Here is a 13,886-nt window from a genome sequence, read left to right on the forward strand (position 1 = left end):
TCAGCATGGCAGCCCAGGGGCCGCCTCTGCTCAGAAGGTCGAAAATCCCAGGGCGGCCCGAAAGCGGTTTTTGACGTACACCCCATCGCGCGGCGGCAGCGCGCGCGGCGGTTCGTCCGGATTGATGAACACCTGGGCGAAAGCGACGCCACGACGCGCCATCACCCGCTCGGCGACCTCGCCCGCCCTGCCCGTTTCCCTGACGGCAAATGCGTCCTTGATGCCGAACCCCTGCGCCACGGCCACCAGGTCCGTTCCCAGGCTGGTGTGGCTGCGCTGCATGCCGGTCTCGCCGAAATGGCCGTTGTCCAGCACCACGATGGTCAGATTCCCGGGCTGCTTGGCGCCGACGGTGCCCAGCGACCCCACGCCCATCAACTGTTCGCCGTCACCCGTGATGACGAGCACGGGCCGATCCGGCTGAGCAAGGGCCAGGCCCAAGCCCAGCGCCACGGCGCCGCCCATGGCGCCCCACAGATAGAAGTTCTGGTCCCGGTCCCCTGCGGCGAAAACGTCATAGGACGGAGACCCCAGGCCCGAGACGATCAGCGCATCGGGCGAAGCCGCGATCAGTTGCGACACGAAGGCGCGGCGGTCCACGGCGCCCGAAGCATTCAAGGTGGTCGACATCAGTTGCGCTCCCACTTCTTACGTCCAATCAAGGTTTGCGACAGCAGGACGGCTACCTGCTCGCCGGCCAGAAATGCGGAATCGGCAGCCGCACTGACAATCTCTCCGACCTCGTCGGGGTTCGATGCCCGCAGCACCGTGATGCCCATCAGTTCAAGCGCCTGCTGGGTAGTCTTGCCCATCGGCCCCTGCCAGGGATTGAACTCCGCGTACTCGCCCCGCATCGTCACCAGCGTGAGAAAGGGAAAGTTGCAACTGCGCAGCAGCGAGAACATGTTCACGCAATTGCCCACGCCGCTGCTCTGCATCAGCAGCGCGGCGCGCTGGCCGCCCAGCCATGCGCCGCTGACGACGGCCACGCCCTCTTCTTCCGTGGTCAGGACCACGTCGATGATTTCCGGATCTAGTTGCGCCTGCCGGATGGCATAGGAATGGCCGGCGTCCGGCACGTAGGCGATCTGGCGGACGCCGCCGGCTTTCAGCGCGTCGAACACGGCTTGCTGCCAGGCAGGCGCCTCGGTGGTGGTTGTAGTCATGAGTGGATTTCCCGGTGGCTAAGTGCTGCGAGGCATCTTATATCGCTATAGAATCGCCAACTAAATAGAATTTCCTGATGGAAATCATCACCCTTGCGCATACCCGGAGCCGCAGATGGACTTGAAGCAACTGAAGGCGTTCGTGACCGTGGCCGAGACCGGCAGCGTGACCAGCGCCGCCCGCCTGTTGAACATCGTGCAGCCGGCGGTTTCCCGGCAACTGAAGCTGCTGGAAGACGATATCGGCACGCCGCTCTTCACGCGCGGCCGCCTTGGCATGGAACTGACGGATGCCGGCAAGACGCTCGAGGACTATGCGCGGCGCGCCCTGAACGAACTGGACCGCGCCCGCGCCGAGATCCGGCCGTCCAGCGGCACGGTGGGCGGCATCGTCACCGTGGGCCTGCTGCCCAGCACGGCCGACATGCTGTCCAGCGCGTTGCTGTCCGCCGTGGCGGCCCACTATCCCGGCATCCGCCTGCGGCTGACGTCTGGGTATGCCGGACACCTGCAGTCGTGGCTGGAGACCGGCGACGTGGACATCGCGCTGCTGTACGAGTCCAAGCCGAATCCCGCACTGAAGTTCCGCACCTTGCTGGAGGAGAGCCTGTGGTTCGTGGGCCCGCCGGACAGCGGACTCGACACCCGCACGCCGGTTCGCATGGCCGACATCATCGGCCGGCCGCTTGTGCTGCCGGGCGCGCCGCATGGATTGCGCTCGCTGGTCGAACAGGCCGCGCGCACGCAAGAGACCGAGCTGCACATCGTGGCCGAGACCAATGCGATGAGCGTGCAAAAGCGCCTGGTGCTGGACGGCCACGGCTATACCATCCTGCCCTCGATCGCCGTGGCCGACGACGTGGATCGCGCAATCCTGGCCGCCGCCCCGGTCGTGGATCCGCTGCTGGTGCGGCGCATCGTGTTGGCGCAACCCGCCACCCGGCCCATCGCCAATTCCGTGCATTGCGTCATGAACGAATTGATCCAATGCGCTCGCGATGCGGTGCACAATGCGCGCTGGCCTTCCGCCCGGTGGTTGGCCAAGTAGCCCCGTGCGCTGTCCGCGCCATCTCCCGCCGTGATGAAACCCATCACGAAATTCTATTTATTTGGCTTTTTCATAACGGATTAATCTGGGGCACCTGACAGCGCTTTCTGGCCGACATGTCCCACCTGATTGATATCGAACTCATCGCCGGCGCAAGGACGGAAACACGGCTGATCCCCGGTCCGGCCGGCCCGCTGGAATTGCTGATTGACCGCCCCGCCACGCCGCGCGTCGGGGTGGCCATCGTCACCCATCCACAGCCGCTGTTGGGCGGCACGCCTCGCCACAAGATCCCGCACAGACTGGCGCACGGCGTCCGGGACGCCGGATGGCTTGCGATACGGCCGAGCTTTCGGGGCGTGGGCGCCAGCGCCGGCGTGTATGACCATGGCTTGGGCGAAGCCGAAGACATTCTTGCCGTCGTGCATGCCGTGCGCGCCGAGTCCCCCGATACGCCACTGGCGCTCATTGGCTTTTCATTCGGCGCTTACGCCCTGGCCCACGCGATTCGCGCGTTGACCGACCAGGACGCCGCGCCTGCCGCCGCCATCCTGGCCGGCCTACCGGTCGGCGCCGTCGAGGGCGACCGGGTTTACGACACGCCGCCTTTGCCCGCCGACGTGGTGCTGATCCATGGCGAATCGGACACGCAGGCGCCCTTGCAGCCGCTGCTGGCGTGGGCACGGCCCACCTCCCATCCGATCATCGTCTTGCCCGGTGCGGACCACTTTTTCAACCATTCGCAGGACCTGCTGCTGTCCCTGGTCCTTGCGCATCTTCCCAAGGAGGCCGCCAAGGCTCGTACAGATTGATCGCGGCGCCTTTTCACACCTCCCCGACACGCCATCGAGCAAGAGGGAGGGTTCAACAAGGAGACAACCATGCGCTTTCCCATCAAGCGTTGGGCGTGCGGCGCCCTCGCATCCGCGTTCAGCGCGGCCGTCGTGGCGGCCGCGCCGTATCCGGACAAACCGATACGCCTCATCGTGCCGTGGCCCGCAGGCGGCTCGGCCGACACTATCGGCCGCTCGCTGGGCGATGCCTTGGGCAAGCGCCTGAATGCGACGATCGTGGTCGAAAACGTGGCGGGCGCTTCCGGCACCATCGCAACCACTCAATTTGCCCGCGCCGCGCCGGACGGCTACACCCTCCTGTTGGCCAGCAGCTCGGCCAACGTCTCGGCGCCCAACCTGTATGCCAAGGTGCATTTCGATCCGATCAAGGACTTCACGCCGATAGGTGAAGTCGCGCTGGTGCCCAGCGTGCTCATCGTCCCCGAGAACTCGCCGTTCAAGCGTCCGGGCGACATCGTGGCGGCGGCGCGCAAGCAACCCGGCAAACTGACCTACGGGTCGGGCGGCACCGGTAACTCTGGGCATCTTTCCGGTGAACTGTTTCGCGCGATTAACCGAATCGAGGTCACGCATGTGCCGTACAAGGGCAACAACCCTGCGTTGACCGACCTGATGGGCAGGCGGCTGGACTACATGTTCGACAACGGCGCCATCGGGCACATCCAGAGCCAGCGCGTCCGCGCGTTGGCCGTTGCCGCCGACGCCCGGCTCAAGGCCATTCCAGACGTGCCCACGTTCGAGGAACTGGGCATGGCGGGCATGCAACTGACCACGTGGTTCGGTCTGGCGGCGCCTGCCGGCACACCCGCGCCCATCGTGGACAAACTGAGCAGCGCCCTGAACGCCGTGATGTCCGATCCCGCCTATTCCCAACGGCTCATCGCCATGGGCGCGGAACTGCGGCAAAGCACGCCCACAGCCTTCACGGCGTTCTGGGCAGAGGAACTGGACCGCTACCGCCAGCTCATCCAGTCCGCAGGCATCCAGGTCAACTGACACGCCATGACGCATGGCAGCCAATCAAGGAGATAAGCATGAAAGCAAACGCATTTCAGCGGATTCTGTTTGCCGGGGCGTTGGCCCTGACGGCCAGCGTGGCACAAGCCGCGTGGCCGGACGACCGTCCGATCGAACTGGTGGTGGGATTTGCACCTGGCGGCGGCACGGACGTCATGGCGCGGCTGGTGGCCCAGCACATGGAAAAGCGCCTGGGCGACAAGACGCGAATCATCGTGATCAACAAGCCCGGCGCGGGCGGTGAAATCGCGGTGCGTTACGTCGCCGCCGCCAAGCCGGACGGCTACACGCTGGGCATGATCAATGCGCCCGGCTTCGTGTACCTGCCCGTCAGCAAGGGCGCGAAGTACAAGCCCGAGGACATCCGGCTCATCGCCCGGCTGGTCGACGACCCCCTGCTCTTTATCAAGCGACGCGGATCGACAGCGCCGGAAGACCTCCCGGCGCTCGTCACAAAGCTGAAGCAGTCGCCCGAGTCGCTGTCGTTCGGCCACAGCGGCGACGGCACCACCGGGCATCTGGCGCTCATGGACATGGAGCGCAGCCAAAACGTGCGCGGCACCAGCGTGCCGTTCAAGGGCGGCGGCGACATCCGTCTGGGCATCCTGGGAGATCACATCGACTACGGCCTGATCACCGTGAGCGAGGTGCCGGAACTGGTCGACCCGAAAGGCCCTTTTGAGGCCATCGCCATTGCCAGCGACAAGCGCCACAACGCCATCCCCACTGCGGCGGAATCCGGGGTGGCGCTGCGGTATTCGTCCGAGCGCGGCATGGGCGGCCCGGCGACCTTGCCGGACGCCATCCGCGACAAGCTGGAACAGGCGCTTCAAGACACTCTCAAGGATCCCGCCTTCCTCGCGGCATCGGGGCGCGACGCGGCCGTGCTGGCCTTTCAGCCGGGCGAGGAATGGCGCGCCAGCCTGGCCCGGCAGACACAAGCCTTCCAACAAGAGGCTGCCGCGAAAAAGTAGGCGCCTGAAGCCAGGCGGTGCTAGCCGCGTTGCCTGGCTTCACCCTTCCGGACGCCGCTTGCGATGCGTCTTTTCAAGCCACTGCACCGCCACTTCGACCAGCGGATGAAAGCGCGCCGCATTCCACGCGAGCGCGGCAGTGACCACCATGACCTTTTCCTTGAGCGGCCGGATGACGACGTTTGCGGGCGCCAGCTTCTTCATGGACGCCGGAACCAGCGCGACGCCCTGGCCACATCCCACATAGGCGACCTGCGAGGCCACCGACCGCACCTCGTGCAGCACGCGGGGCGTGAAGCCGTGGGCGCGGCAGATCGCGGTAAGCATGTCGAAATAGACGGGGCTGACCTGGCGGGACGACATCACAAGCTGCTCGGCCGCCAGCGACTGAAGGCGCACGCGCGGCAGCGCCGCCAGCTTGTGGTCCTTGGGCAACGCCACAGCCAGCCGGTCTTCGGTCAACGGCAGCGTAGAAATGCCATCGCCGACGTCGCCATCAATGCGCACAAACGCCATGTCCAGTTCCCCCGACCGCAGCGCCGGCACCGCCTCGACACTGTCGATCTCCCGTACGAAGACCGTCAGGCTCGGGTGCGCCCGCTTCAGCTCATTGAGCAGCGGCGGAACGGTGTCCAGCATTGCCGAGGTAATCGCGCCCACATGCAGCACACCCGACTGGCCTGACGCAACCTCGCGCACGACGCGCTCCAGGTGTTCGACCTGACCGGCGAATTGTCGTACCGCGGGCAGGATCGCCGCGCCCGCCGCCGAAAGCTGCGTGCCGCGGCGCGACCGTTCGAAAAGCTGGAGTTTCAGCGATTGTTCCAACACTTTGATCTGCTCGGTCAGCGGGGGCTGCGACATCCCCAGGCGCGCCGCAGCCCTTCCGAAATGCCGTTCCTCGGCCACCGCCAGAAACATCCAGAGCTGCCGTATCAGTCTGAAGTCGATCGTGCTCATGCCCCGCCCTCGTTGCCGTTGCGCATTGCCGCGCTGATCCTGAAACCGTATCACAGAGATACTTGAAAACGATTTTATCTATCAAGAGGAGGTTCTGATAATGAAGCCTTCACTCAGGAGGTTTCCCCATGTCCCAAGCAGCCACGCTCGACCGCCTTGCCTCGCTGGATACCAATACCGTTTCGGACGCCCTGGATTTTCTGGGACTGCCCGGCGCCACCTACGGCCTGCGGCCGTTGTGGGACTGCCCGAAGATCGTGGGCCGCGCCAGCACCATCCAACTGGGCCCCAAGACGGACGCCAAGCCGGCCGTGCATCTGATCTCGCCCGTCATCGACGCCGTGCAGACCGGCGACCGCGTGCTGGTCATCGCCGGCGGCGCCGAGGGCATTTCCTGCTGGGGCGACATCCTGGCCAACGCGGCGCGCGCCAAGCACGTGCGCGGATCGGTCATTGACGGCCTGAGCCGCGACATCGAAGGCAGCGAATCGATCGGGTATCCCGTCTATGGACGCGGCATAACGATGATCAGCGCCCGCAACCGCGTGATTCAGATCGACGCCGGCAAGCCGGTGCAAATGGCCGGGGTGACCGTCCATGAAGACGACTACGTCATCGCGGACCGCTGCGGCGCGGTGTTCGTGCTGGCCGCCCGAATCGATGAAGTGCTGGATCTGGCCGAACGCATTGCAAAGCGGCAGGACGGCATGGTCGCCGCCGTGCGCGCGGGCCGCTCGGTCGCCGAGGTCATGCACGACAAGGAATTCGAAGCCATCCACGCGAAGTGATCCGACGCGCCCTCATTGCCCAATCACCAAAGGAACGACGATGACAAACCCCAAGAAAGCCGCCGCACACGACCAGGAGCTGGTCGCCCTTTTTGAAGGACTGGACACGCCGGGCGTGTCCGACGCCATGGACAAGCTGGGTCTGCACGGCCAGGCGCTGGGCATCATGCCGCTGGACGACTATACGCGCCCGATTGTCGGCCCCGCCTTCACGGTCAAGTACGTTCCCGCCGCCACGCCCGCTGGCACCGTCGGCGATTTCATCGACGACGTCGCCGAAGGCGACATCGTGGTGATCGACAACGATGGCCGTACCGACTGCACGGTGTGGGGCGACATCATGACGCAGTACGCCGGCCTGCGCGGGATCGCCGGCACCGTCATTGACGGCGTGTGCCGAGACGTGAGCAAGGCGCTGGGCGACGGCTATCCGGTTTTCAGCGCAGGCCGCTTCATGCGCACGGGCAAGGACCGGGTGGAGGTGGAGTCCGTCAATACCACCGTCGCGGTGGGCACAGTACGCGTGGCCGCGCGTGACATCGTGGTGGCCGACGCCAACGGCGTGGTGATCGTGCCGCGCGAGCGCGCCCGTGAAGTCGCCGATACCGCGCGCAAGATCGAATCGGTGGAGGCCGCCATCCGAGAACGGATCGGTCAGGGCGCCACCATCCGGGAAGCGCGCGCCGCCCTGGGCTACCACCTGCTGCAACGCAAGGCCTAATTGTTTTTTTAATGTACTTTTCTTGTACGAAACCTAGGGTAAACGCCCCCTTTAACTCCGCAATTCGCCGATCTATAAACACATATTGTTTTTTTAATGTGTTTTTAAGATGAAAATTGCACTGATTGGATGTGGCGAGGTCGGCCACTGCTACGCCCGAGCCTGGATCGCTGCAGGTCATCGCATCATCGGCATTTGCGAGCTGCGCTCGGACGCCGACATGGCGGACCGCGCCAAGGCCGCAGACGCCGCCTTGCATGCCGAACCGGGCCCCTGGCTGGCCGAGGCCGACGTCGTGGTATCGGCCGTGTACGGTTACAGCGCGGCGGAAGTCGCCGCACTAGCCTTTCCCCACATGCGCGCCGGCGCCGTCTACGCGGATTTCACCACCGCCAGCGCACCCGACATGCAGAAAGCGGCCGCAGCCGCCGCCGCGAGCACCATTCCCTTCATGGATGTGGCCATCATGGGCGCAATCGCCCTGCTGGCAGAAAAGACGCCGCTGCTGTGCGCCGGCGAAGGCGCGGCGGTGGTGACCGCGCTGGGCGAAAGCGCGGGCGCGCCGGTCCGCATCATCGACGGCAAACCCGGTGACGCGGTGCGCCTGAAGCTCTTGCGCAGCATCATGACCAAAGGCATGGAAAGCCTGGCCGTCGAATGCCTGGTGGCGGCCGAGCGCATGGGCCTGCGCGAATCGTTGTATGAAGTGCTGGCCGACATCGACCGCACGCCGTTGACCGCATTCATGGACTCGTTCGTGCGCTCCCACGTGCTGCATGCGCCGCGCCGGCTTGCCGAAGTGCGCGAGGCCCGCGACCAGCTGCATGAAGCGGGCCTGGAGCCCCTGGTCCTTGATGGCGTCGAACAGCTCTTTGCGCGCTCGGCCCGCGGCATCGAGGACGCGCGCGCCAAGGGCGAAGCCCCGGCGCCCGACACAGTCGAGGCGCGCCTGGCGTGGCTGACCACGCTGGCCCGCCAGTCCTGACATCCCCACCGCGCCACAGAGCGCGGACTGAATCTGCAAACACCTCGTGAGGAAGACAATGAAACTGTTCAAGAAACTGCTGGCCGCAACCCTCGTGCTGGGCTGCGCCGCCGCGCATGGCGCCGACCTGGGCAAGTCCCCCATCACGCTGATCTCGCCGTTTCCCCCCGGCGGCGGCACCGACACGCTGACGCGCATGATCGGCAGCGCCATCAGCCAGGACGCCGGCTGGAACATCGTCGTCGAGAACAAGCCCGGCGCCGGCGGCAACCTCGCTCTGGACGCCACGGCGCGCGCCCAACCCGACGGCCACACGCTGGTCATGGCGCAGACCGACAACATCGTGCTGAACCCCTGGCTCTACAGCAAGCTCAGCTACGACACCTTCAAGGACTTCAAGCCGGTCGGCCCCGTGGCGTCTTCGCCCAGCGTCTTCGTCGTCGTGCCCGATTCGCCGTTCAAGACCATCGCCGACGTCGTCAAGGCCGCGCAAGCGCGCCCCAACCAGGTTTCGCTCGGCATTCCCGGCATCGGCGGCACCGGCGATCTGACCGGCTACTTGTGGCGCAAGGCCGCCAACATGGAACTGATGCACGTGCCGTACCGCGGCTGGAGCCAGGCGTTCCCCGATCTGGCCAGCGGCCGGATCGACATTTACGTTGGCTCCGTCGCGTCGCTGCTGCCGCAGATCCGCGGCGGCAAGGTGCGCGCGCTGGGCGTCGTTGCGAGCGAGCGTTCACCCGCCCTGCCCGACGTGCCCACCTTTCCCGAAAGCGGCTTTCCGACCATCAACCAGTCGATCTGGTGGGGCTTGATGGCGCCCGGCAAGACGCCCGATGACGTGATCGCCGCGCTGAACAGCGAGCTGCAAAAGGTGCAGTCCAATCCCGAACTGATCAAGAAGCTTGAGGACGCCGGCTACAGCGTGCTGAAGGGCTCGCCCGAAGACCTGGCGCGCCGCCATCGCACGGACCACGACGCCTTCGGCAAAGTCGTGCAGGAAGCCGGCATTCCCAAGCAGTGAACCCGATTTGTACATATCCCGCTATCAGGAGCAGTGATGACAGGTTTTGAAATCCACGCCCGCCAGCGCGCGGTCAGCAAGGAACTGGTCGATAAATTCCGTCAAGTGCCGGTCGCCAACGTCAGCGACTGCATGTCACGCATGACGGCCGGCGGCGCGCGCCTGCGGCCCATGCACGACGGCACGCCGCTGGCCGGCCCGGCGCTCACCGTGCGCACGCGTCCCGGCGACAACCTGCTGGTGCACAAGGCGCTGAGCCTGGCCCAACCGGGCGACGTCATCGTGGTCGATGCCGGCGGCGACCTGACCAACGCGATCATCGGCGAGATCATGACGACCTACGCCGAGTCGCGCGGCATCGCGGGCATCATCATCAACGGCGCCATCCGCGACTGCGGCACCATCCGCCGCAGCGCGTTTCCCGTCTACGCAGCCGGCGTCACGCACCGCGGCCCGTACAAGGACGGCCCGGGCGAGATCAACTGCGTGGTCGCGCTGGACGGCATGACCATCCCCCCGGGCGATCTGATCCTGGGTGACGACGACGGGCTGCTTGCCGTGCCGTACGAGCAGGCGCAGGCCATTTTTGAGGCCGCAGCGGCCAAGCACGACGTGGAAACCAAAATGCTGGCGGACATTGCCGCCGGCACGCTGGATACGTCGTGGGTCGACGCCCGTCTGCGCGCGTTGGGCTGCACGGGAGTCTGACCATGAGCGATGCGGCAGTCAGCAGGCCCGAACTGCGCGTCGCGCGTCTGGATCTGTGGATCGATCCGGTGTTCGACGAGACGATTGCGCGGGACGGCACGCTGGACCTGCGCGTGCTGCCGGCCGGCGGCGACGCCGTGACGGCGGCCGGCCTGGCCGGCGCGCATGCTTACCACGTCAGTGCGGCGAAAGACGAGGTCCCGGCGCGGTGGCAGGTGTCGGCGGACCTGTTGGCCCATTGCCCGCAGTTGCTGTGCGTGTCGTCGGGCGGCGCGGGCTACGACACGGTGGATGTGGCCGCATGCACCCGCGCGGGCGTGGCGGTCGTCAACCAGGCCGGCGCCAATGCCGCGTCGGTCGCCGAAATGACCTTTGCCCTGCTGCTGTCGCTGGTCAAGCGGCTGAGCGAATCGGAAGCCGCACTGCGCGCGGGCACCGCCGTCAGCCGCGAAGCCCTGATGGGTCACGAGATCGAAGGCCGCGTCATCGGCATCGTGGGCATCGGCGAGATCGGACGCAGGGTGGCGCGGATCGCAACGGGTTTCGGCCTGAAGGTCATTGCGTACGATCCGCTGCTGACGGACGCACAGATCGCCGAACGCGGCGCCGCGCCCGTCTCGTTTGATGCGCTGCTGGAACAGGCAGACATCGTCAGCCTGCACTGCCCGCTGAACGCCGTCACGCGCGGGATGCTCGACGCCGCCGCCTTGCGCCGGATGAAGCGCGGCGCGCTGTTCGTCTCCACTGCACGCGGCGGCATCCATGACGAAGATGCCCTGCTCGCGGCGCTGGAATCCGGTCATATTGCGGGTGCTGGCCTGGACGTGTGGCAGGTGGAACCGCCGCCTCCGCGCAGCGGCCTTTTGCAGCGTCCGGACGTGGCAGCCGCCTTCCACACGGGCGGCGTCACGCACGAAGGCCGCTGCAAGGTGGCGCAGGGGTCGGCCACGCAGATCCTGGACATGCTCGCCGGGCGCAAGCCTGCGCGTCTGCTCAATCCCGAGGTCTGGCCGCGCTTTCTGGCACGTCTGGCGGAGCACGGGGTGAAGGTGTAGAACCCGCTCGCGCGGCGGCCAAAGCCTCGGCGCCCATGGCCGCGCGCGCCGTTGTTATAGTCCCAGCTTCCACATCCGAGAAGAGCCAATCCGCGTCATGTCGAGCGCCAGTGATTACGTATACGGAGAGTTGCGCCGCCGCCTGATGGCCGGCTCGTTCCTGCCCGGCGAGCCGCTGCGCGAGGAGCACATCGCCGCGCAGCTCTCGGTCAGCCGCACGCCCGTGCGCAACGCGATCGAACGCCTGATCGCGGACGGCCTGGTTACCCGTGAAGGCCGGCGCGGCGCGGTCGTGCTGGGCTGGCAAAACCGCGACATCGACGAGGCCTTCGAGCTGCGCATGCTGCTCGAACCCTATTCCGCCAAGGCCGCCGCCGAGCGCGCCACGCCTGAGCAAATCGACGAACTGGACCGCATCAACCAGTGCATGCTCGACGCCGTAAATTCCGGCGCGCCCGACCACGTTGCCCAAGTCCAGCACTACAACAATCTGTTCCACCACGCCCTGCTCAACGCCGCGCAGTCGGCGCGGGTGCGGTCCCTGGTCGAGAACCTGCTGGACATGCCGATCATCATCGGCTCGTTCTACTTCTACGGCCGCGACGACATGCTGCGCAGCGTGGAACACCATCGCCAGATCATCGCCGCCATCCGCGCGCGCGATCCCGAATGCGCCGAGATCGCGGTGCGCTTTCATCTGGCGACGACCCATCTTCTGTTCCGGTCGCATCGCAAGGACGGCAAGACGGGCGGGTAATCCCACTTCCGCCACCGATATGCGCCGCGCCCGGCACACCTGACTGCCCGGACGCGGCGAAGCTGCACGCCACGGATCCCTATCACAGAATTCGTGATTCCGTATTGGACGCGCGCATCGCGCGGCCCCAGACTTTGCGCATGGCACGAAGCGGCGCGCCGGCGCGACCGGCCTCCCTTCGCAACAAGACCCCTCATGCCAATCGGAGACCGCGCACATGCAGCGTTATGGCTTGTTCATCAATGGTCAAAGCATCCCGCCCGCGCAGGGACGCATGATCACCGCCCACAATCCGTACACCGGAGAAGCGTGGGCCGAAATTCCTGACGCCTGCGCGCAAGACGTCGACCGGGCCGTCAGGGCCGCTGAACTTGCCTTTGAGCAGACGTGGCGCCACACGCCCGGCATCCAACGCGCCCAATGCATGCTCCGCCTGGCGGAGCTGATCGAACAGAACGCCGACCGGATGGCGCGCATCGAATCCACCGACAACGGCAAGATCATCCGCGAAACCCGGCCGCAGATGGTGTGGGTCGGACGCCAGTTGCGCTACTACGCCGGTTACGCCGACAAGCTGTATGGCCAGCAGATTCCGCTGGACCAGCCGGACACGCTGGACTATCTGAGCCTGGAACCCTTTGGCGTGGTGGCGCTGATCACGGCCTGGAACTCGCCGCTGGCGCTGCTGGCCAACAAGCTCGCGCCGGCATTGGCCGCGGGCAATTGCGTGGTGGTCAAGCCCAGCGAACATGCTTCCGCGTCGACGCTGGAGTTTGCCACCCTGATCCAGGCCGCCGGGTTCCCGGATGGTGTATTTAACGTGGTCACGGGCGGGGCCGACACCGGCCGCGCGCTCGTCAACCACCCGGGCGTTGCGCTGATCAGCTTCACCGGCAGCCCGGGCGTGGGCGCCGAGATCGCGTCCATGGCCGGCCAGCGTCTCACGCCTGTGAAACTGGAGTTGGGCGGCAAGTCGCCGAACATCATCTTCGAAGACGCCGACCTGGATAAGGCCATCGTGGGCGCGCTGGCCGGCATATTCGGCGCCACGGGTCAGACCTGCGTGGCCGGTTCGCGGCTGCTGGTGCAACGCAGCGTGATGGACGGGGTCCTGGCGCCCCTGGTGGAGCGGGCGCGCCGGATCCGCATGGGCAATCCGCTCGATACAACCACCGAGATGGGCACGGTCGCCAACAAGCCGCAGTTCGACCGCATCCTGGCCACCATCAACCGCGCGCAGGGCGCCGGGGCCACCCTGGCTTGCGGCGGCCGGCGGGCCGAGGGGCCGGGCCTGGAACGCGGCTACTTCATCGAGCCAACCATCTTCACTGGCGTCGATAACGACAGCGAGCTGGCGCAGGAAGAGATTTTCGGGCCGGTGCTGGCCGTCATTCCTTTCGATACCGAGGAAGACGCCATCCGCATGGCCAACGGCACCCGCTACGGCCTGGCGGCAGGGCTCTGGACACGGGATCTGAACCGCGCCATGCGCGTGTCCCGGGCCATGCGCGCCGGATCCGTCTGGGTGAACACCTACCGGGCCATCGCCGCCCAGGCTCCCTTTGGCGGATTCAAGCAATCGGGCATCGGCCGCGACCGCGGCGAGGCCGGGTTGCGCGAGTTCCTCGCCACCCGCAACGTCATGATCGATTTTTCCGAAGCGGTCCGTGACCCCTTCGCCATTCGGACCTGAGCCGATCGAGCCAGGCCAACCTGCCAAAGGAAGAGACATGAACGCACGAAAACTGGAGCCTCGGCCCGCCAGGCGCTTCGTCCTGCGCACCGCCCTCGCGGCCATGGCGGCGGCGGCCGTCCTGCCGCTGGCGCAT

The 13,886-nt window shown here is 66.3% G+C and carries 15 protein-coding genes; 12 read left to right on the plus strand and 3 right to left on the minus strand.

All coding sequences use genetic code 11. The annotated features are described in order from the left end of the window. Positions 1-30: 30 nt before the first annotated feature. Positions 31-630: a thiamine pyrophosphate-dependent enzyme gene (locus B3446_RS18355; protein ID WP_291383862.1), complete on the minus strand. Its 600-nt coding sequence runs from the start codon at positions 628-630 to the stop codon at positions 31-33. Further along, a complete protein-coding gene (locus tag B3446_RS18360; protein ID WP_279971186.1) occupies positions 630-1,166 on the minus strand; it encodes a thiamine pyrophosphate-binding protein in 537 nt (178 codons plus the stop codon). The genes B3446_RS18355 and B3446_RS18360 overlap by 1 nt, the downstream gene beginning before the upstream one ends. 115 nt (positions 1,167-1,281) lie before the next feature. Here B3446_RS18360 and B3446_RS18365 point away from each other — a divergent pair, with 115 nt between their 5' ends. The 4 genes from B3446_RS18365 (at position 1,282) to B3446_RS18380 (ending at position 5,059) form a co-directional block, all read left to right on the plus strand. Beyond that, on the plus strand, positions 1,282-2,214 hold the full coding sequence (locus B3446_RS18365) for a LysR family transcriptional regulator (RefSeq protein WP_291383863.1): 933 nt from the start codon (positions 1,282-1,284) through the stop codon (positions 2,212-2,214). A 116-nt stretch (positions 2,215-2,330) separates the two neighbouring features. Further along, positions 2,331-3,026 (plus strand): alpha/beta hydrolase, encoded by a 696-nt coding sequence (locus B3446_RS18370; RefSeq protein ID WP_291383864.1) that lies wholly within the window; start codon positions 2,331-2,333, stop codon positions 3,024-3,026. 69 nt (positions 3,027-3,095) lie between these two features. Next, entirely contained in the window at positions 3,096-4,064 is a 969-nt protein-coding gene (locus B3446_RS18375) for a Bug family tripartite tricarboxylate transporter substrate binding protein (RefSeq protein ID WP_291383865.1), read from the plus strand. A gap of 38 nt (positions 4,065-4,102) precedes the next feature. Continuing rightward, positions 4,103-5,059 (plus strand): tripartite tricarboxylate transporter substrate binding protein, encoded by a 957-nt coding sequence (locus B3446_RS18380; RefSeq protein WP_291383866.1) that lies wholly within the window; start codon positions 4,103-4,105, stop codon positions 5,057-5,059. Between the two features lie 39 nt (positions 5,060-5,098). Here B3446_RS18380 and B3446_RS18385 read toward each other — a convergent pair whose 3' ends face one another. Continuing rightward, positions 5,099-6,019 (minus strand): LysR substrate-binding domain-containing protein, encoded by a 921-nt coding sequence (locus B3446_RS18385; protein WP_191575421.1) that lies wholly within the window; start codon positions 6,017-6,019, stop codon positions 5,099-5,101. A gap of 128 nt (positions 6,020-6,147) precedes the next feature. Here B3446_RS18385 and B3446_RS18390 point away from each other — a divergent pair, with 128 nt between their 5' ends. The 8 genes from B3446_RS18390 (at position 6,148) to B3446_RS18425 (ending at position 13,750) form a co-directional block, all read left to right on the plus strand. Continuing rightward, positions 6,148-6,807, plus strand: a complete 660-nt coding sequence (locus B3446_RS18390) for an RraA family protein (RefSeq protein ID WP_191575422.1) — start codon at positions 6,148-6,150, stop codon at positions 6,805-6,807. 40 nt (positions 6,808-6,847) lie between these two features. Next, complete coding sequence (locus B3446_RS18395; RefSeq protein WP_291383867.1) at positions 6,848-7,528, plus strand: RraA family protein; 681 nt, start codon at positions 6,848-6,850, stop codon at positions 7,526-7,528. Between the two features lie 109 nt (positions 7,529-7,637). After that, entirely contained in the window at positions 7,638-8,513 is an 876-nt protein-coding gene (locus tag B3446_RS18400; RefSeq protein WP_291383868.1) for an NAD(P)-dependent oxidoreductase, read from the plus strand. Positions 8,514-8,571: 58 nt separating this feature from the next. After that, complete coding sequence (locus B3446_RS18405) at positions 8,572-9,537, plus strand: Bug family tripartite tricarboxylate transporter substrate binding protein (protein WP_175183700.1); 966 nt, start codon at positions 8,572-8,574, stop codon at positions 9,535-9,537. Positions 9,538-9,573: 36 nt separating this feature from the next. Beyond that, positions 9,574-10,245: an RraA family protein gene (locus tag B3446_RS18410; RefSeq protein ID WP_291383869.1), complete on the plus strand. Its 672-nt coding sequence runs from the start codon at positions 9,574-9,576 to the stop codon at positions 10,243-10,245. A 2-nt stretch (positions 10,246-10,247) separates the two neighbouring features. Then, a complete protein-coding gene (locus B3446_RS18415; RefSeq protein ID WP_291383870.1) occupies positions 10,248-11,300 on the plus strand; it encodes an NAD(P)-dependent oxidoreductase in 1,053 nt (350 codons plus the stop codon). 97 nt (positions 11,301-11,397) lie between these two features. Continuing rightward, complete coding sequence (locus B3446_RS18420) at positions 11,398-12,057, plus strand: GntR family transcriptional regulator (protein ID WP_291383871.1); 660 nt, start codon at positions 11,398-11,400, stop codon at positions 12,055-12,057. Between the two features lie 217 nt (positions 12,058-12,274). Continuing rightward, complete coding sequence (locus tag B3446_RS18425; RefSeq protein ID WP_291383872.1) at positions 12,275-13,750, plus strand: aldehyde dehydrogenase; 1,476 nt, start codon at positions 12,275-12,277, stop codon at positions 13,748-13,750. Positions 13,751-13,886 lie beyond the last annotated feature (136 nt).

The organism is Achromobacter sp. UBA5777 (assembly GCF_002418565.1).
GTDB classification, from domain to species: domain Bacteria; phylum Pseudomonadota; class Gammaproteobacteria; order Burkholderiales; family Burkholderiaceae_B; genus Achromobacter; species Achromobacter animicus.